The sequence below is a fragment of the Janthinobacterium sp. BJB301 genome, from assembly GCF_002735685.1.
Classification (GTDB): domain Bacteria; phylum Pseudomonadota; class Gammaproteobacteria; order Burkholderiales; family Burkholderiaceae_D; genus Janthinobacterium; species Janthinobacterium lividum.
In genome coordinates, this window is sequence record NZ_PDZJ01000003.1 from 65160 (window position 1) to 84031 (window position 18872).

An 18872-nucleotide genomic window follows, 5' to 3' on the forward strand; every position below is an offset into this window, starting at 1 on the left:
GTAGTTAGTCAACAACATTTGACCTTCGGACTTCAGCAAGCACAGCAAATTGCTCAAAAATATGATATATTTCTACTAAATAAGTTTTATTCCTTGCAAGTTTGTAAAGCTTGCCCAGTCAGTAGCGACACGCCAGTAAATAGAGATATGCAAAGGGCCCAGTCCACGCCCTGCGCCACGCATAATTCGATGCGCTATTTGAATGTACTGCTAATTTTATTGCGTCGAGATTATGGAGCGCACAGCGCCCTGTCGACATGAAAACCCTAGCGAGATCAAACCATGAAAAAATTCACCCCCGCCGTCCACCTATCCCTGCTGGCCATTGCCGCCACCCTGGCATTGAGCACAGGTTCCGCGACAGCGCAAACAGCGGTACCAGCCGCTGCGGACAATAAACGCTGCGAAGCAGACAATGCCGGCACCAATGGCAATGCCAGTGAGGCAGACATGAACAGCACATATAGCGCTTGCCGTTTGGCAAATGGTGCCGTCGGCATGGGTTGGCGCACCAACGACGGCAAAGGGTCCACGCCCGAATTTGGCAATGAAGAATCGTCACAAGTGTTGCGCAAGCCACATTTTGACAGTCGCGGCCATGATCTGAGCCAGTTCGATACGGATGCCAGCACTCGGGCCAAGGGACTGGGAAGAGGCGTCAAGCAAGATGGTTTTGACTATAGTTCGGGTACGCGCAATTTTGTTGCGCAAGAAAAACTGGAACCGTTTAGCGGCGGCGAAGGCTATGGTGTTGTGGGACGGGCGATGCCGGAACAATACGCCTCGCTGCTGACGTCCTCCGACACGGCCCCTCCTGCAGCAGCCGGTGGCGGTGGCGTTGGCGCAGGCGGCGCCGGAGGTGGCATCGAGGGCAGCGGCACGACTCCCAATGTCGTATTACCGCCTGTACTCGCCGTTCCTGAACCGGAAACCTATGCCATGCTGCTGGCTGGCCTGGGGTTGGTGGCCTTTATTGGACGCCGAAAACGCACTGCCAAAATCTAATAAAAAAAGCTCGCAAGAGCCTTTTTTATTAGCCTGACAGCAATGCAAGCTAGCGCTGTTAACGTCGGAACTTCCCGTAGGGCGCCGCCAGCGGATCGCCGATGAACAATCCCTGCGCCGGCCACGCCACACTCCCCCAGTACGCTTCCAGTGCCGTCATTCCTGTCAGATAACGCCGCAGCAATACTGTAGGATTAGGAAACTTTTGCCAGTAATTGCACGGCTCGCTGACAGTACCGTAGCTGGCCGTCGCGCCCGCCTCCAGCCAGCGTTGGCTGCTCATTTGCGCCGTCCCCTGCAGATCGCCACCGAACGAAGTCAGGTGATCCGCCAGGGCGCCAGGCAGGAAGCGCAAGGTGTCGAGCTTGGCGACCTTGGCCATGCCCGTCTGGTACACCATGATGTCCTGCGCCCCATCGAGCACATCGGCCTTCAGGTTCCTGACCGTCAACTTGCGCTGGCGCACGATCCCGGCAGGCGGAAAAAAAGCGGCACGGCTGTTGCGCGCATTTTCGCTGGTGGTCAGATAATACGCGCTGGCGGCAGGCACGGAAAAACCGCTGACCGTTCCACGATCCACCACGGCCTTGGCCTCTTCCACAAAGTCGATGGGCAGCAGCATGGACAGGCGCATGCCCATCTGCGTAAATGGTTGCGGCACATTGCTGTTGAAATAGCTACTGGACTTGCCGGCGTCACACGTCTTCGCGCATTGCCCCGCATCATAGCCCAGGGTATAGGCGGAAGTAATGGAATTGCATTCGACCGCATATGGCGCACTCCACACCATCAGCACGGCCTGAATATGGGGCTTCAATTGCGCGTCGATACGTTCCTTCAACTGTGCGAACTGACCCATGCTGAGCTTGCGGGGGCGATTCGGGATATTCACGTGCACAACATTCGCAAGTGGGATGCCATGCGCCTGGCGGTAGTATTCACCCACTGCGATGCTGTTCGGTTCGGCGTCATTGATCACGACAGCCAATTGCGCGGCATGCAATCCCAGGGGCATGGATGGCGCATCGGCGTGGGCGATGCCAGCGGCCAGCGCCAGCGAAAGGAAGAGAGATTTGTGCAAGGTCAATTTCGTCGTTGAGGAAGATCGAAGCAGCCATGCCGCAGCCGCCCACTGTGCGTGACGATTATAGCCCCACGGCGGCCGGCGGCAAAAAAAACGGAGGCCGCAGCCTCCGTTTCATGTCCAGAATGTTTTATCTTCAGGCTTGCAGCTTGCGGCGGCGCGCCGCGAATCCCACCAAACCCAGGCCCGCCAGCAACATGCCGTAGGTTTCCGGTTCCGGTACCGGCGTGACGGCCAGGATGCCGCTATAGCTGCCGCCAGTTGGCGAGGCAACATAACCATCAATTTGCAGGAAGTAATTACCAGCAGCCAAAGGCGTGGAACCGGACTGCAGCGACCATGCCTGGTCTTGCGCCGTGAAGTTGATCAGGTCAAGCGCGCCATGAAACAGAATGCCGCTGGCATTACCCAGGCTGAAGCCGGTCAAGGTCAGGCCCGAGTTGGCGCTCGGCTTGAGCGATGTCGCCAGTGCGCTCAGGTCGTTAAAGCCAGTCACGCTGAACGTGAATTTGTCGCTGAAAAAGTTATTGCTGGCGCCAGCCAACTGGCCTGGGGCCAGCGAAAACGAGCCCAGCAGTTCACTGCTGGAATAATCGAGCAAGTCTTGCGTCAGATCCACCGTGGCGTGGCTGATGTCAACCGGCGCAGCATGGGCTGCCAGGCTGCTGCCGGCAAACATGGCGGCCACAAACAGGGATTTCAGGAATTTTTTCATACTTTTCACCAAGAGGACTGCAACTGGCTCAGGCCAGCTGCGGGAAGGAAACGCAAACGAGGATGCCAATCAACCAGGCAGGGCTCAAGCCGCCTTCTGACGACGGCGTGCCATGAAGCCCAGCAGACCCAAGCCCGCCAGCAACATCGCATACGTACCGGGCTCAGGCACGGCCGATACCAGGCTGCCGTTCGCACTGAAAGCCGCGCCCGAGTTCGACACCACGTTGCCGCTGACTTTCAAGTAATAGGAACCAGCAGCCAGGTTGGCATACGACAGGGTCCACTTGTCATCAATGCCGGTCAACAACTGATTACCACCCAGCAGCAAGGTATTGCCAACGCTGCTGTACAAGCCGAAACCCGTCAGGTTCAGGCCATTCGTCGCGCTGCTGCTGCGCGAACTCAGTACCACGCTCAGGTCGCTGGCCTGTGCCACATTGAACGTGAACAGGTCATTGAAAAAATTACTCTTTTGATTGTTTTTGAACTTGTCGCCAAACGTCAGCGAACCGCCCGCTGCCAGATTGACGGCGCCAGGCGTGGAACTGATGTCAACGGGCGCGGCAAAGGCTGCCTGCGCGAATAAAGCTGAGCCGGCAAAGGCCAGCGCGGCCAGCACCGAATACGTATTTTTCTTCATGCGATTCCACTGAACGTGAATGCGGACGCGCCAGCGCGTCCGCATGAGTTATCTGATCAAACCAGACAGAATCATAGCATAAAGCAATTTTTTATGTTAACTATTGTTTAATGAGAAGTTACTTTATAGCATCATTCTTTAAGCCAATAGTTTCACGGTGCTGGTATCGCAAAAAACGCACCTCAGGCACGCTGGTAGACATCCTCCAGGCGCACGATGTCGTCTTCGCCCAGGTAGCTGCCCGACTGCACTTCGATCAGGTGCAAGGGCAGCTTGCCCGGGTTTTCCAGCCGGTGCGTCATGCCGATGGGGATGTAGGTCGATTCGTTTTCCGTCAGCAAAGTCACCTTCTCGCCACACGTCACTTGCGCCGTGCCGCTGACCACCACCCAGTGTTCGGCGCGGTGATGGTGCATCTGCAGCGACAGTTTGCCGCCCGGATTGACCGTGATGCGCTTGACCTGGAAGCGTTCGCCGATATCGATGCCTTCATAACTGCCCCATGGGCGGTACACCTTGCGGTGCTGCACGTGTTCGCTGCGCCCCGCCTGCTTCAAGTGATCGACCACCTGTTTCACGCGCTGCACCTGGTCCTTGTGCGCCACCAGCACGGCGTCGTCCGTTTCCACCACGATCAAGTCCTGCACGCCCAGCACGGCCACCATGCGGCGCTCGGCGCGCACCAGGCAATTGCTCACGCCGTCGAGATACACGTCGCCGCGCACCACGTTGCCGTTGGCATCACCCTGCTGCACTTCCCACAGGGCCGACCAGGAGCCGACATCGCTCCAGCCGATGGCGGCAGGCAGCACCACCGCATGCGCCGTATGTTCCATGACGGCATAGTCGATCGAATCGGATGGACAGGCGGCGAAGGCTTTCTCTTCCAGGCGGCAGAAATCGAGGTCGCGGTAGCCGTCGCGCACGGCCGTTTCACAGGCGGCCAGCATGGCGGGCTGGAATTGCCCCAGCTCGCCCAGATAGCGTTCGGCGCGGAACATGAACATGCCGCTGTTCCAGAAATAGTTACCGGCGGCCAGGAACGACTGCGCCGTGGCCAGGTCCGGCTTTTCCACGAAGCGCTCGACCTTGCAGCCAGCCGTACCCGACGCCACGGGCGCACCGCTGCGGATATAACCATAGCCCGTTTCCGGCGCCGTCGGCACGATGCCGAAGGTGGCCAGCGCGCCATCGGCCGCCAGCAGCGCCGCCTGGGCGATAGCCTGGTGAAACGCAGCCACGTCGGTGATGACATGGTCGGCCGGCAAGACCAGCATCAGCGCCTGCGGGTCGATGGCCAGCAGGTATTGCGCGGCCACGGCCACGGCCGGCGCCGTGTTGCGTCCCACGGGTTCAAGCAAAATGCCCAGCGGCGGCAAGCCGATCTCGCGCAGCTGCTCGGCCACCATGAAGCGGTGCTCATTGCCGCACACCACCAGCGGCGGCATGACCTCGAAATCGGCCAGTCCGCTATCGCCGGCACGGCGGTTGGGCAGGCTCTGCACGCGCAGCGCCGTTTCCTGCAGCATGGTCTTGTCCGTTACCAGCGGCAACAGCTGCTTGGGCAGCACGGCGCGCGACAGCGGCCATAAACGGGTGCCCGAACCGCCGGACAGGATGACTGGGTAAATTTTCATGATTTCATTTCAAAAACAGTTTATTGGGCAGCATACAGGGCCGGCGGCGTTTCGTCGCGGCGCAGGCTGCGCCGGTCGCGCGCATTGCCCCAGGCATCTTTCTCATAGTCGGAAACATGGCGCATCTGGCCGGCGCGGTCGACACTATAATCCTTGAAGACGATCATTTCATCGAGTACCACATCCGGCAGAACGCGCGTGTATTCGAACAACACACTGCGCACCACCTCGGCACCGGCGCAGACGTGGCTGCCGTGGCCTATCCAGGTGGGGCCGATGATGGTCGCGCCCGCCTCGATGCGGCAGCCCGAGCCGATGTAGACGGGCCCCTCGATGCGCGTGCCGCCACTCCAGTCGATGCGGGTATTCAAGCCAGCCCATACCCCATCGGCAATCTGCGTGCCCGGCACGTGCAACTGGGCCACCTCACCCATCAGCACGCTTTGCAGCACTTCCCAGTAATCCTTGACGCTACCGATATCGATCCAGTTGTACTGGCGCTTTTGCGCATAGAAGGGCAATCCTTGGGCGACCAGCAGGGGAAACAGTTCCGAACCGATATCGAAGGGGCGGTCGCAGGGAATCAGGTCCAGCACTTCCGGCTCGAACAGATAGATGCCGGTGCTGACGCAATTGGACAGCGCGTCGGCCTGTGCCGGTTTTTCCTGGAAGGCGCGGATGCGTCCGTCGTCGTCGCTGACCACCACGCCATAGCTCGACACCTTGTCCCACGGCACTTCCAGGGTGATGACGGACGCCAGCGCGCCGACACGGCGATGCTCGCGCAGGGCCGCTTCCAGGTCGAGGTCGATCAAGGCATCGCCGCACAGCACGATCGTCGTGTCGTCAAAAAAGCCGCCAAACTCCTGGATCTTCTTCATGCCGCCGGCCGAACCGAGCGGTTGAGGCACGACCTCGCCAGCGTCATTCGTATAGCCTTCGAAGGAATAGCCGATGCGCACGCCAAACTGGTGGCCCTCGCCGAAATATTCCTCGATCTTTTCATGCAGATAGCTGACGTTGACCATGATGTCGGTCACGCCATGCTGCGCCAGGTGTTCCACCAGGTAAGCCATCACGGGCTTGCCCAGGATGGGGATCATCGGCTTGGGCAAATCATAGGTCAGGGGCCGCACGCGCGTGCCCTTACCTGCCGCTAGAATCATTGCTTTCATCGTCAAACTGCTCCATCAGGGTTGGGGATGGCTGGCCAGGCAGCGCACTTCAGCGGCCATCCTTGCTCAAGGTCACGGCAGCGGCGGGCGCGGCGGCGGGAAACAGGCGCGCATACGCGGCCAGCAGCTTGGGCGCTTCATATTCCCACTCCAGCTCGTTGATCACGCGATGGCGGCCAAACGCGCCCATCCGTTCGCGCTGGGCCGGGTCATCCAGCAATTCGACGATCTTGCGCGCCATGTCGATAGGATCGTTCTTCAAGGCATACAGCGACGCCTGCTGTGCGGACACCTTGCCCTCGACCAGGTCGAATTGCACGATCGGCTTGCCAAGCGCCATGTATTCCATGATCTTGTTCATGGTCGACTTGTCGTTCATGTCGTTGGCCACGTCCGGGTTCACGCACACATCGGACGTGTTGAGCATTTCCAGCAATTGCTGGTCCGGCACGCGCCCGGTAAACGTCACGTAGTCGGCGATGCCCATGTCCTGCGCCATCTGCTTCATCTGCTCCAGCGACGTGCCGCCGCCCACCAGGCCGAACTGCACATCCTCGCGCTTCAAGGTCTGCACGATGTATTGCGCCGCCTGCAACAGCAGATCGATGCCTTCCTGCGCGCCCATCACGCCCACATAGCCGACCAGGTAGCTACGGCCCTTCTTGAGTTCCGGCACGGGCGGCAGCACGCGCAATCGGTCCAGCTTGGGCCCGCTGCGCACCACGTAGACATCCTCGGGCTTCATGCCGCCCCGCTCGATGGCAATCTTCTTGTACGACTCGTTGGTGGCGATCGACACGTCGGCGCTCTTGAACGACCAGCGCTCGAACAACACCATCAATTTATAAAAGAAATCGCGCCGGCCGAACTTGGCTTCGTACAGTTCCGGATTGATGTCGTGGTGGTCGAACAGGAAACGCTTGCCCATCGTCAACTTGAAGAAGCCGCCGATGAGGAACAACAGGTCGGGCGGATTGCAGGCGTGAATGACGTCGAAGCCGCGCGCGAAATGCACCTTCCACGCCAGGCGGAAAGTGTGGAGCAGCGCCAGCGAATATTCGACCAAGTAGCCCTTCGCCCCTTCCGCTTCGAGCGGGAGGTTGTAGCGGTAGATATGGATGCCGTCGATGGCTTCGTAGCGCGACTCGTAGCCCTTACCCGTCGGGCAGATGATCGACACTTCATAGCCGTTCGCATGCAGAGTGGTCGCTTCCTGCCACACGCGCCGGTCGAATGGCGACGGCAAGTTTTCCACCAGGATCAGCACGCGCCGCGGCTGGCCTGCCACGGTGTTACCAGCAGATGCCGTCATACTGCTCTCCACTTTGTTCCTTGCTGATGCGCACCAGGTCGACGATGTGCTGGTGCGGCTTCAGGCTGCCCGGCACGCTCTTGAATTCGGCTGCGCCATTGCCGATGACGATGGTGTCGGCAAAGTCGAGCACGTCCTGCATGTTGTCCACCATCAGCTTGGAAATATGCGGGATCATGTTCAGGATGTAATCCTGGTTGGCACCCGTCAGGGCGGCCAGGTTGACGTTCTTGTCGTACAGCTTCAGTTCGTAACCTTTGCCCAGCAGATACTCGATGACATCGACCAGCGGCGACTCGCGCAAGTCATCCGTGCCGGCCTTGAACGAGAAGCCCAGGATGCCCACCTTGCGCGCGCCTTTGTCGACGATCATCTTGATGCCCTTTTCCACTTGCCGCTGGTTCGACGGCAGGATGGAGTTAAGCAGCGGCAAATCGAGGTCCAGGCTGCGCGCCTTGTAGGTCAGCGCGCGCACGTCTTTCGGCAGGCACGAGCCGCCGAAGGCAAAGCCCGGCTTCATGTAGTACGGCGACAGGTTCAGTTTGGTGTCCTGGCAGAAGATTTCCATCACCGTGTGGCCATCGATGCCGACGGCCTTGCAGATGTTGCCGATTTCATTCGCGAACGCCACTTTCACGGCATGCCAGGTATTGTCCGTGTACTTGACCATCTCGGCCGTTTCCACATCCGTGCGCACCAGCGGCGCGTCCATCTTTTCATACAGCTGCACCAGCAGCGCGCCAGCCTTTTCATCGGATTCGCCGATGACGGTCTTCGGCGGATTGTAGTAATCGTAGACGGCCGTGCCTTCGCGCAGGAATTCCGGGTTGTTGCACACGCCAAAGTCGACGCCGGCCACCTTGCCCGACGCCGCTTCCAGGGTCGGAATGACCAGCGAGCGCATGGAACCAGGCAGCATGGTCGAGCGCGCCACGACGACGTGGAAGCTGTCTTTTTCACGGATGGCGGCGCCGATTTCCTGGCACACCTTGCGCACGTGACTCAGGTCCAGGTTGCCATTGAGCTGCGAGGGCGTGCCCACGCAGATGAGCGACATGTCCGAGCCGAAGACGGCGTCGCGCACATCGAACGTGGCGCGTAAATGGCCGCTCTTCACGGTGGCGGCGATCATCTCGCCGATGTCTTTTTCGATGATAGGCGTGGTGCCCTGGTTGATCAGTTCCACCTTGGTCCGGTTCGGATCGACGCCGATGACTTCATGCCCATCCGTTGCCAGGCAACCTGCAGAGACTGCGCCCACGTAGCCGAGGCCAAAAATACTGATTTTCAAAATATGCTCCCTTAATAATTAGCCGGCGAATCAGCCGGCGACGCCTGCGGCATCAGTTCGATGTGCGTCACGATTTCAGTTGTTCCCTGCACCCTCATGCGCCAGGCGGCACTGGCAATCGGTGATTTCTCGTCGAAGCGGCGCGATATCCAGCCGCCAGGCGGTGTATCGCTGCCGCGCAATAGGTCCAGCGTTCCGTGCGAACAGCGCATGCGCAATCCGGACCGCAGTCCCTGTGCCCGCAATTGCCCCTCGTCGACGATGACCTCGCAGTGTTCGCCGAACTGCCAATGCACGGAAATATCATGTACATTTGTACATTGTAATATGTCTTTTACAACAATGCATTTATTATTAAAGTTGAACTCGATACGACGCCGGTGCAGCACGGGATCGGTCAGGCGGCCGTAGCCATCGTGTTCGCCCTCAAAAACTTGCACGTCGGAATTCGTTTCATGGGTAATCATGCGCGCATTGGCTTTTTTCAGCCACATGAAATTACCGCCGATTTCAGACTGGTCCAGGCCATCGACGGCTACCGTGTTATGCGCAGGCGTGCTGCGGAAGTAGTCGCGCCATTTTTTTTGCGTGTGATAGGCGTAGGTGCCGGGATCGGTGAGCAACTCTTCACCGGCGACGGAGAGGGTAAATGCCAGCGCATCGGCATGTCCATGCGCGGCAATGGAAAGATAGCCAAGCGGTGCGCAATCGGCCACCAGACGTACTTCATCGGTCGTGCCGAAATGGCTGCCAAGCAAGAAGTAGCCGCCGTCGGGAAATGCCATCACGGGCGCTTCGGCCCCGCTCGCGTCGAGCGCCTGCCACTGTCGTAACCCCGCCACACCGAACAGCCAGCGGTTCTTGTCGTCAAAATGGCTGGCCTTGCGCTTGAAGTCGGCGCGGCCAAACAATACGGCGCAGCTGGCCAGCAGCGAGCGGTAGCGATGCCAGCCATCCTCGTGCGCAAGGCGCACCATCTGCGCATCGTCGGCATCGCCCGTCATCGGTACGTTGCCGTCCACGTCCATCAGCGCGGCGATGAACTCAGCCAGGCGCTCCAGGCGCTGCAAGTACGCCGTGGAAAAGCCTGCACCGTTGGCCTGGCCGATCCTATGGCACAGCAGCATCATGTCCATCACCTCATGCTGATAATAGACGGCTTGCTCGCGGTTCACGCCATCGGGCGTATTTTGCTTGAGCGCCTCCTCTTCCAGCCCCTTGCGCGCCAGCGCCTGCCACTTCGCACTTTCCGGCCAGCAAGGCCATACGACACCGGCCACAAACAAGCCCATGTATTCGCCAAACAGATGGTTGTTCGCCGACGAGTGGCGCGAAAAATAACCGGCGATGAAGTGAGCATGCTGGTAGATGGCGGCTAGCCACTGGCGCTGGAAACGCTGGCCCGCCTCGCCCTGGAACAGCGGCGACGCCAGGCCGCCCAGCAATTCCCAGGCGCAAGCCCAGTTCAGCAGGCGCAGCGCCAGTTCAAGTGAACTGGTCCAGTGCACACCCATGGGATACGGGCATTGCGCGAACCACGACTGCAGCAAGGTGCGCGCGCCGTCGGCGTAGCGCGGCTCGCCCGTCACTTTCCATGCCTGCGCCAGCGCCACCAGTTCCAGGTGCCGGTTCGGCTCCCATAGATACTTGATATCACCGACCACTTTTTCGCTGCGGTAATCGATCTGCTTGCCCAGAGTCAGCGGCGCCACGGTACCCGTCTTCGGATCGCGGTTCCATTCTGGCGGGAAACCCAGTTCCGCGCCACGCAGGGCAAACACATTCCAGCGCCCCGCCAGCACGGCATCGGCCGCGGTGCGCAGAGAGGCGATATCGGTATCGCGGCCATCGCCAGCCAGAAAAGGCAGGCCCATACGCTTCAATTGCGGCGCCGGCACGCGACGCAGCAAGCCGATGCCCAATTTGCTGGCCTTCTTTTGCAGCAACTGTTGCACGCGCCAGGCAATTTCGGGGGCGCCCATCAGCTTCAGACGGTTGATTTTCCACGCGATCGACGTCATACCCTTACCGTTCCATTCTTTTCATGTTGTAGCCTGCAATCTTCCAGCACATCGATAAACACCAGCAGGAATTTCCTTGTGGAATTATTATTAATTCAATGACATGATAATACCGTATTGCAGCAAAACTGCGAAGTCGATGGTGCCAAGCAACATTCCCGTGCCGCGCATGATGCCTGTAAGAAAGCCTATTTTACTTACCCATTTGACGGAGATGGCCCTGTAACGCTATAGTCCGGGCAAGTGGGAAAATTTCATATACGTCAACATAATTGCCCCGTATCCCGCACCGCCTGTGTGCGCCGGCACCATCCTAGCTAAGAAGCTCACGTATGCCTTTTCCAGTTGTGAAAAATTTATCATTCCTGACCCGTCATCTGGTACGCCGCAATCCCTTTGCCCTGGCGCGTGCACGCGCCCTGGTCGCACGCGAACGCTGGCCTGCGGAACAGTTGATGGCACGTCAAGAGAGCCTGCTGCGCGCCACCCTTGCGAGCGCGCGTCGCCTGCCTCGCTATGCCCGGATGGCCGAGGCCCCAGCCGATGTGCCCGTCCGCGACTGGCTGAGCGCCACTTATCCCGTGATCAGCAAACCCGACCTTGTCTCCGGGCGCGACAGTTTTTATCCGAACGGGGGGAAACGCCGCCCATGGTGGGCACAGGGAAAAACCAGCGGCTCATCCGGCACACCGCTGGAAATATTCCGCAGCATCGATTCGATTATCTGGGAAGAAGCGTTTCAGTTGCAGTTCTGGCACTGGGCCGGCCATGAAAATGGCCAGGCACAAGCCATCTTGCGGGGGGACCAGGTCATCGGTATCAGCCAGCAGGATGCGCAGCCCTGGCTATGGGACCGTTTCGGCAAGCAGTTGCTGGTATCGACGCGCCACATGAACCGGGATACGGCCGAGGGCATGCTCAACAGCATAGCCCGCGTCGGGGCCAGACAGCTGCGGGCCTATCCATCGTCAGCGTTTGAGCTGGCGCGCGCGGCAGAACGGCTGGCGCACCCCTTACGCCTGCGCGGCGTCGTCACCGGTTCCGAACCCGTCTACCCGGCCCAGCGCGAACAAATCGAACGCGCCTTTGGCTGCAAGGTATTCGACTTCTACGGCATGGCCGAACGCATCGCCTTTGCCGGCCAGTGCGAACATGGGTATTACCACCTGCATCCAGAATATTCCTACGTGGAAATCCTGGACCAGCACGATCAGCCCACGGACGATTTCGGCTACGTGGTCGGGACCACCCTGCATAACCATGCGATGCCGCTGGTGCGCTACCGCATTGCCGACCGAGCGCGCTGGGTATCGGGTGCCTGTCCCTGCGGCAGGCATTATCCCCGTATCGAACTATCCTCCGGCAAGGTTGAGGATCAGCTGTATGACAGCGAAGGCACGCCCATCAGTGCGGGCATCATTACCTTTGCCGTCAAATTTCTCGCCAACATCAAAAAAACGCAGGTGGCGCAGGTTGGCCCGGGGCAATGGCAATTGCGCGTGGTGCCAGACCATGGCTATACGAACACCGACGAACTGGCTTTGCGCGAACATTTCGACAAGTATGTAAGCCTGAAAGTAGCAGTTGACATCGTGCTGGTGGAGGATTTGGCGCTGCAATCGAGCGGCAAGTTCAAGTGGATCGTGCAGGAATGGCCTGGCGCCAAGGCTCTGGCGGAGAAACGATGAAAGCCACAATACTCTTTTGCGGCCCCATTCCGTTGTCCGGCGCAACGCCCGTAGGTGGCTACGAAGCATGCAACCGGCGCACCATCGATGCCCTGCGTGCTGGCGGCACCATCGTGCATGAATTGTATTACCCTCAACCGCGCGGTAGCGCGCTGGCCAAACTGCGTGGCTACCTGAGCGGCTTTGCCGCCCTGCGGCGGCAGATCCGCGCCATGAGCAAACCAGGGCCGGAATCGAAGATCCTGCACTTGACGGGCCTGTACAAGCACTTTGCAATCGGCGAAATCCTGTTGCTGCGCCAGGCGCGCAGGCATGGCGTCAGGACGATCTATGATATTCGCGCCGGCTCCATGCACAAGCACTATGCCCGCCTCGGCCCCCTGTATCGCTGGCTGTTCCGACGCCTGCTGTGCAGCGCAGACCAGATCATGATCGAAGGCATGGACTATGCGCCCTTCGTTGCCGAGACAACAGGCGGCAAGGCATTCTATCTGCCCAACCATATCGAGACAGGCAGCCTCCCGCAGCGCTCTTGCGAGCGCGCATCGCCGCTGCGGCTTGTGTATGTGGGGCGGGTTAACCTGGAAAAGGGCGTCGCGACCGCCTTGCAGACGGCACAACTGCTGCAAACACAGGGAGTGGACTGCGAGATCGCCATCATCGGCCCGGGCGATCCACAGCTGATCGCCAATCTGCGCAGCGAGTATGCGCCGGTGGGCGCACAGTGGCTCGGGTCGCTGCCGTCGGCACAAGTGCTCGAAGCGCTGGGCCGCTCGCACATCTTTATCTTCCCCACACGCCACCATGGCGAGGGCCACTCGAACGCGCTGACCGAAGCGATGGCCATGGGTTGCGTTCCCGTCGCCACGGATAACGGCTTCAACCGCTCGGTGATCGGTGCCGCAGGCATGGTCGTCCCTTTCGATGCGGAGGCCGGCGCCTATGCGGCCGCCATTGCCGCTCTGTGGCAGCAAGGGCGCTGGCCGGAGCTATCCCGCGCGGCCATGCAGCGCACCCGTCAGCTATTTTCTACGGAGCAAGCCATTGCCCGCCTGGCCGACGCCTACCAAGATCTTTTGAAAGTATCCCGATGAGTCTTTTTGTTGCCGGCGACCTGGCCTGGCCTGAAGCCGATGTGCTCGCCTTTGATGAATTGCAGCGCCTGTGCGCGCACGGCCAGATGGTCGTCAACCTCGAAGGCGGCGTCCTCGCTGCAAGCGCCGAAGCGAGCAGCGTGCACAACGATTACAAGTTCAACCTGTATTCGCACGCCAGCGTCATCGATACGCTCAAGGCGCTCAAGGTGCGCGCCTGTGGCCTCGCCAACAACCACATTTCGGACTATGTGGGCGGCATCGGCGCCAGCAAGGCCATGTTGGCGGCAAATGCCATTGCCGCGTTCGGCACGCGCGAACACCCTTGGTGTGAATTCCAGGTCGGGGAGCAGCAGTATGTGCTCTTTGCCGCCTGCTCTCCCTTGCCCGAACCTCGGCGCGACCGCCAGGACGACGAGGCGCTGCTCTTCCAGCCTGCGGCGGCGCTGAGCCTGCTGCATCAATTGCGGCGCGATTTCCCGCATGCCACGTTGATCGCCTTCATGCACTGGGGCTACGAGCTTGCCACGTTCCCGCAGCCGGCCGACCGGGAATGGGCGCGCCAGGCGATCGATGCGGGCGTGAACCATGTCATCGGCCACCATCCTCACGTGGCGCAGGGTTATGAAGTTTACAAGCATGGCAGCATCGCCTACTCGCTCGGTAATTTGCTGTTGCCACAAGTCGACTTCCGCGGCCGCAAGCTGCATTACAAGACGCCCGCCGTATGCGAACAACTGATGCTGGAACTCACGCCTGCCGGATTGCGCTCGCACTGGCTGCGTTACGCGCCGCAGGAGCAGCGCCTGTCTTATCTGGGTGCCGCGATGGCGGCAGAGGATGAAAAACTACGACAACGCACGCCATTTGCGGGCATGGACAATGCGCAGTACCGGCGCTGGTTCGCGGCCAAGGGCCGCTTTGGCAGCGAAGGCAAGCGCGCCGGCACCGTCTTCTGGAGTTACCGCGGCTGGGGCCGTATCGACTCGGCCATCAAACAGGCGCTGCTCGATGCCAAGGTCAGGGTGCGCAAACTGGCGATCAGGAGCGGCCTGCACACACCGTACAACTGGTGATGCCGGTCTGCTAGCTAGCGGCCCCTGGACGCGAGCGGCAGCAAGGCCTGATAGCGGCACGCCAGCATCGCGGCAAGTTCGCGGTAACTGCGGTGCGCCTCGATGTAAGCCGGACCGCCGGCTGCGCGCTGGCGGGCGGCGACGGGGTCGGCCAGGATTTCGTTCAATGCCTGCGCCATGGCAAGCGGATCGCTGGTGGTCAGCCAGCCGGCCCCGCTCGCTTCCAGCACGTGCGCCTGGTCGGGAATGTCATTGCCCACCGCAGGCATGCCCAGTGCCAGATATTCAAGCAGCTTGGTCGGTGAACTGACATCGTACAAGGGCCCGCGCGGAATATAAGAGACCGCCGCATCAGCGGCAACCAGCAACTGCCACGCCTGCGCCGAAGGCAGCCAGCCCGTGATGCGGACCGCCTGTTCCAAGCCCGCCTGGCGCACATACGCGAGCAGCTGGACTTCATCGTGTGGCGTGGGCGAGTTGCCAATCAACAATAAACAGGTGGACGGCGAGGTCATGCGCACGATCGCCAGCGCGTCAATCACCCGCTCCAGCTGCCGCGCCTTGTCCAGGGTGCCCAGATAAGCGATCAGCGGTACCGCCTCCCAGCCTTCCGGCCGGCGCGGCTGAGGCTGCGACTTCCCCAGCAGCGCCATGTCGACCCCCATCGGCACGGCCGTCATGCGCTGCGCCGCGATGCCTTTCGCCTGCAGCAAGGCCAGCATGGCGTCGCTTTGCACGAAAACATGTTGCGCGCGTGGCAAAACCACCTTGTAGAGAAGAGCCTGCTCCAGCTGGCCCTTCCACAATACCAGCCGGCTGCGCAGGCCCGCGCCTTGCCGCAATTGCTCCTGCGCCCGCTCGATGCGCCCTTCGCTCATCAGGTACGAGACCCAGTAATAAAACGGAATGCCCTTGCAACGTGCGATCAGCATGGCCAGCAGACCCAGGGGCACCATGTCGCGTACCTGGATGGCATCGCACCCGCTGCGCCGGACTTGCAGCAATGCACGCAAACTCACAAAAAAATAGGCCAGTTCGCGGCGCGCGCGGCTGCGGTGGTAGGCCGGCCGGCGCACAGATCGAAAGCCCTGCAGCTCGGGCGACTCGGCAGAAGCCTTGCCGACAACATCGCACAGCACCTGATGCTGCGGCAAGTACTTGCCAAACAAAACGCTGACATCGGCGCGGAACGTGGGCAGGGCCTCGGGCACGAACTGCAAGATATGTAAGGACATGGTCGACGAGGAGAGGGAAAAGTGAAGACAGAAGCGGCGGGAACACAAAGCCAGCCACAAAAAATTGCATTATATATCACAATTCATGGATGACAGAAGCCAATTGGCGTCGCCGCGCGGGCGGCGCCCGCGTCAGACAATGCCATGAGTGCTTTCCGTTCGCGAGAGCGGTCCGGCACATGGCGGGCGCCCCTGAAGCCGCGGCAAAGACGGGGCCGTTTTTGCTGTCCGCATAAAAAAAGCCTGCGGGTAGCCGCAGGCTGATCCGGGCGGGCATCGCATGGCAATGCCCGCCGCGGTCCCCTACCTCGCTCAGTTGGGGATGGTGATCGTCTGCGTACCCACCATCAACGACTGGCCCGTCGCATTCGTGGTGAGCGTGACTTTGGGACGCTTGCATCCGACATCGAGCAGTACGATGAATTCCGCGTTTTTGGCCGCCACCGTGCTGACGAACGCACCATGGTCTTCCGTCGTGCCCGGTTTTGGCGGCGGGCCTGAGCGCAGCTGGTAAGCATTGCCTTCCTTCCCGAGCGAACTGACGCACAAGGTGCGGTCCACCTTGGTGATCTTCACCGCCGTGGCGCTTTCCTTGAGAATCGGCCCACCCGCATGCAGATTCCATTCGAACGACAGCGGGCCCGGCGCCGCCAGCCTGTCGACAACGACGACCGCATCCTGCCCGCGCAAATACCAGACCTTGCGCACGGCCGAGCTGAGCGCACCGCCATACGACAACGTGGCATCGCCAGCCGCATAATCGAGTGTCGGCGTGGTTGAAAACGCCGTGATCTTGCCATTCAGGGCGAGGTTTTGCGTATTCTTGTCGATGATCTGACCGATACCGCCATTGAAGGTAATCGCATTGTGCGACTTGGTCTGGCGATACCATGACAGCACCAGCGGCGAATAGTAATAGTCCTCATAACCGGACTCGATCAGCAGACGGCGTCCGCCGCTGTCGATGACGAGCGAGTTCTGATCACCATGGCTATGGTTATAGGAACCGTAGGGACTGGACTTGAAATACACGGAAGTACGCGCCCTGTCCGCCAGATTGCTATGCATGGCAACCCAGCCGATGCTCGGGTATAAAGCCGCGTTCGGTGGCGGAACCGGCGCTTCCTTGACGGTATCGACAGGGAGAGGAAATGGCGCCTGCAGCAAGGTCAGGTCCGCTTCCTCGCCGACGATATTCTTGACATACCACGCGGCATTCGGCGACTTGATGCGTGCGGAAAAACCCTTCAACACAAAGTTGTAAATATCGCCCTCACTCTGGTCGCCAAAAACCTGACCAGGGGCGCCCGGCGGCAGGAAATGCATCAGGTAACGCGAGAACCCTTTGGCCCAGGGCTTGTCGAAGATATTTACCCCCGTCGACTCGATCAGTGGCTGCCACAACTGCAATGCATAATCGGTGCTGAACATCGCATAGGAGGTGCCATTCGAATAACCGCCTTCCGGGCCGCTCCAGACATAGATCGAATTGACGTAGGAACGGAACGCAAAATCGAACCAGGTCGTGGCCGCAGGGATATCGCCCATCGTCAAGGCAGAGATGACGGCCAGGTAGCCCATCGCCACCGTGCCGTGCGAATCGTACGGTTCATCGTCGAGACGGTAGTTGTCGCGGATAAGATCGGCATACATCGGGGCAACCCTGGCGCTGATCGCCGCCATCCAGCGCGCCTTGCGCGCCGCATCCTTGTTCAGCTGTGGTGCAATCAAATCCGACACCTTGGCCAGTGCCAGCATGATGCTGCGCGTGGCAATGTCGTGATTGACATAACTGGTCATGCCGTTAGGATCGAGCGCCGCCAGCTGATCGCCGCGCGTCAACGCTTCCTGCAGATACTTGGACTCTCCCGTGATCCGGTACAACAGGGCTGCGCCCAATGCCTGGTTGGTCGTATTGCCGATCGAACGCGTAATTTGCGCGATATAGGCGGTACGCGCCGCCGTTGGCGTGGTCGAGGTCAGAGGCCACTGTGCATCGGCCGGCGCGGTCAGGCTGGCCAGTTGCCCTGTCATCTGATTGCTCACCTGCACACTCAGCCGGGCAACCGCCGGGCCCCGCGCGGCCTGCATGGCGCTCGACCAGGAGGCCTGCGGCAGGAAGTCGGGCGCTTGCTGGCGTGGTCGCGTATGGGCGAGCAGGCGGGCCTTGATGGCATCGTTTTCTGGCACTTCGAATAGTTGCGCAGAACTGTCGATGGTAAAGCTGCGTGGCGTCGACCAGTCGACCTTGGTATTCGGACGCACGCGCCAGGAATACTGGCCGATCGCTAACGCCTTCGATGGCAGGTAGAAATTACGTGTGGATGTGTAGTTGGCGATCACGGTGCCACTCTTGCTTACTTCCAGCATATAGTAGGCGGGCTTGACTGCACCAGGGTAACGCGCCCAAGCAAAGGCCGGTGGATTCTGCGCCTGTGACTGGCGGTCCACTGGCGCTGGCCGCACCACGTACAGATCCGCTGCCTCAGCCCAGTCTGCGCGGCTGGGTGCCGCAAACACACTTGTCGCCAGCGCCAGGCTGACGGAAAGAAGCGGCTTATTGAACATCATTGTTGGCTCCCTCAAAAGACGATTCGACACAGGCGGAAATTTCAACGGAGAAGTGGACGCTACACCAGGCCACCAATTAGTCGGCCTTGCATCATTTTCATTAACACCTGAATATGATTTCTCGCCTGCGCCATTAATCCGTCCACTATACACTTTCAACCCACAAACCACGTTGTTTCAGGCCAACAAATAACTCAAGAAATAAGAAAACCACGCAAAAAAATTATTTTCCAGATGACTCAATTGCAACAAAGAAAACAAAATAAAAGAACATTACATTTCTTAAAATACTGGACAATAAATATTAGAAAATAACAAATAGTAAC

General features: G+C 59.9%; 14 protein-coding genes. 4 read left to right on the forward strand and 10 right to left on the reverse strand.

The genetic code is table 11. The annotated features are described in order from the left end of the window. Positions 1-282: 282 nt before the first annotated feature. Positions 283-1005, forward strand: coding sequence for a PEP-CTERM sorting domain-containing protein (locus tag CSQ91_RS29295; RefSeq protein WP_257217412.1), 723 nt, complete (start codon positions 283-285; stop codon positions 1003-1005). Positions 1006-1063: 58 nt separating this feature from the next. Here CSQ91_RS29295 and CSQ91_RS19635 read toward each other — a convergent pair whose 3' ends face one another. The 8 genes from CSQ91_RS19635 to CSQ91_RS19670 form a co-directional block, all read right to left on the reverse strand. Continuing rightward, positions 1064-2086 (reverse strand): TIGR03790 family protein, encoded by a 1023-nt coding sequence (locus CSQ91_RS19635; RefSeq protein WP_306508843.1) that lies wholly within the window; start codon positions 2084-2086, stop codon positions 1064-1066. 139 nt (positions 2087-2225) lie between these two features. Next, positions 2226-2804, reverse strand: coding sequence for an FxDxF family PEP-CTERM protein (locus CSQ91_RS19640; protein ID WP_099389359.1), 579 nt, complete (start codon positions 2802-2804; stop codon positions 2226-2228). Between the two features lie 84 nt (positions 2805-2888). Continuing rightward, complete coding sequence (locus tag CSQ91_RS19645; protein ID WP_099389360.1) at positions 2889-3446, reverse strand: FxDxF family PEP-CTERM protein; 558 nt, start codon at positions 3444-3446, stop codon at positions 2889-2891. A gap of 182 nt (positions 3447-3628) precedes the next feature. Beyond that, positions 3629-5083, reverse strand: coding sequence for a mannose-1-phosphate guanylyltransferase/mannose-6-phosphate isomerase (locus CSQ91_RS19650; protein ID WP_070282750.1), 1455 nt, complete (start codon positions 5081-5083; stop codon positions 3629-3631). 20 nt (positions 5084-5103) lie between these two features. Next, positions 5104-6258: a sugar phosphate nucleotidyltransferase gene (locus tag CSQ91_RS19655; RefSeq protein WP_099389361.1), complete on the reverse strand. Its 1155-nt coding sequence runs from the start codon at positions 6256-6258 to the stop codon at positions 5104-5106. 49 nt (positions 6259-6307) lie between these two features. Further along, the gene (locus tag CSQ91_RS19660) at positions 6308-7570 is read right to left on the reverse strand and encodes a glycosyltransferase family 4 protein (RefSeq protein ID WP_099389362.1); all 1263 of its coding nucleotides are present in this window, start codon (positions 7568-7570) and stop codon (positions 6308-6310) included. Further along, positions 7551-8861 carry a nucleotide sugar dehydrogenase gene (locus CSQ91_RS19665; protein ID WP_034782139.1) on the reverse strand — a complete coding sequence of 437 codons (1311 nt, stop codon included), beginning with the start codon at positions 8859-8861 and terminating at the stop codon, positions 7551-7553. The genes CSQ91_RS19660 and CSQ91_RS19665 overlap by 20 nt, the downstream gene beginning before the upstream one ends. Before the next feature lie 11 nt (positions 8862-8872). Further along, the gene (locus tag CSQ91_RS19670) at positions 8873-10882 is read right to left on the reverse strand and encodes a heparinase II/III family protein (RefSeq protein ID WP_257217413.1); all 2010 of its coding nucleotides are present in this window, start codon (positions 10880-10882) and stop codon (positions 8873-8875) included. Positions 10883-11337: 455 nt separating this feature from the next. On the opposite strand from CSQ91_RS19670, the gene CSQ91_RS19675 reads away from it, so the two are divergent. Genes CSQ91_RS19675 through CSQ91_RS19685 form a run of 3 tightly spaced genes read left to right on the forward strand, consistent with a single transcriptional unit; the run spans position 11338 to position 14740 of the window. After that, positions 11338-12570, forward strand: coding sequence for a phenylacetate--CoA ligase family protein (locus CSQ91_RS19675; RefSeq protein WP_143451061.1), 1233 nt, complete (start codon positions 11338-11340; stop codon positions 12568-12570). Further along, entirely contained in the window at positions 12567-13664 is a 1098-nt protein-coding gene (locus tag CSQ91_RS19680) for a glycosyltransferase family 4 protein (RefSeq protein WP_180278469.1), read from the forward strand. The genes CSQ91_RS19675 and CSQ91_RS19680 overlap by 4 nt, the downstream gene beginning before the upstream one ends. Further along, entirely contained in the window at positions 13661-14740 is a 1080-nt protein-coding gene (locus CSQ91_RS19685) for a CapA family protein (protein WP_099389365.1), read from the forward strand. The genes CSQ91_RS19680 and CSQ91_RS19685 overlap by 4 nt, the downstream gene beginning before the upstream one ends. A gap of 14 nt (positions 14741-14754) precedes the next feature. Here CSQ91_RS19685 and CSQ91_RS19690 read toward each other — a convergent pair whose 3' ends face one another. Beyond that, on the reverse strand, positions 14755-15975 hold the full coding sequence (locus tag CSQ91_RS19690) for a glycosyltransferase (protein WP_099389366.1): 1221 nt from the start codon (positions 15973-15975) through the stop codon (positions 14755-14757). A 312-nt stretch (positions 15976-16287) separates the two neighbouring features. Next, positions 16288-18546, reverse strand: coding sequence for a DUF4962 domain-containing protein (locus CSQ91_RS19695; protein ID WP_257217414.1), 2259 nt, complete (start codon positions 18544-18546; stop codon positions 16288-16290). Positions 18547-18872 lie beyond the last annotated feature (326 nt).

Bases quoted from the DNA above. Each gene is read 5' to 3' on its own strand.
- CSQ91_RS19695 (WP_257217414.1), bottom strand. From the start codon at position 18,546: ATGATGTTCAATAAGCCGCTTCTTTCCGTCAGCCTGGCGCTGGCGACA.
- CSQ91_RS19690 (WP_099389366.1), bottom strand. From the start codon at position 15,975: ATGTCCTTACATATCTTGCAGTTCGTGCCCGAGGCCCTGCCCACGTTC.
- CSQ91_RS19685 (WP_099389365.1), top strand. From the start codon at position 13,661: ATGAGTCTTTTTGTTGCCGGCGACCTGGCCTGGCCTGAAGCCGATGTG.
- CSQ91_RS19640 (WP_099389359.1), bottom strand. From the start codon at position 2,804: ATGAAAAAATTCCTGAAATCCCTGTTTGTGGCCGCCATGTTTGCCGGC.
- CSQ91_RS19660 (WP_099389362.1), bottom strand. From the start codon at position 7,570: ATGACGGCATCTGCTGGTAACACCGTGGCAGGCCAGCCGCGGCGCGTG.
- CSQ91_RS19670 (WP_257217413.1), bottom strand. From the start codon at position 10,882: ATGACGTCGATCGCGTGGAAAATCAACCGTCTGAAGCTGATGGGCGCC.
- CSQ91_RS19650 (WP_070282750.1), bottom strand. From the start codon at position 5,083: ATGAAAATTTACCCAGTCATCCTGTCCGGCGGTTCGGGCACCCGTTTA.
- CSQ91_RS19655 (WP_099389361.1), bottom strand. From the start codon at position 6,258: ATGAAAGCAATGATTCTAGCGGCAGGTAAGGGCACGCGCGTGCGGCCC.
- CSQ91_RS19680 (WP_180278469.1), top strand. From the start codon at position 12,567: ATGAAAGCCACAATACTCTTTTGCGGCCCCATTCCGTTGTCCGGCGCA.
- CSQ91_RS19675 (WP_143451061.1), top strand. From the start codon at position 11,338: ATGGCACGTCAAGAGAGCCTGCTGCGCGCCACCCTTGCGAGCGCGCGT.
- CSQ91_RS29295 (WP_257217412.1), top strand. From the start codon at position 283: ATGAAAAAATTCACCCCCGCCGTCCACCTATCCCTGCTGGCCATTGCC.
- CSQ91_RS19645 (WP_099389360.1), bottom strand. From the start codon at position 3,446: ATGAAGAAAAATACGTATTCGGTGCTGGCCGCGCTGGCCTTTGCCGGC.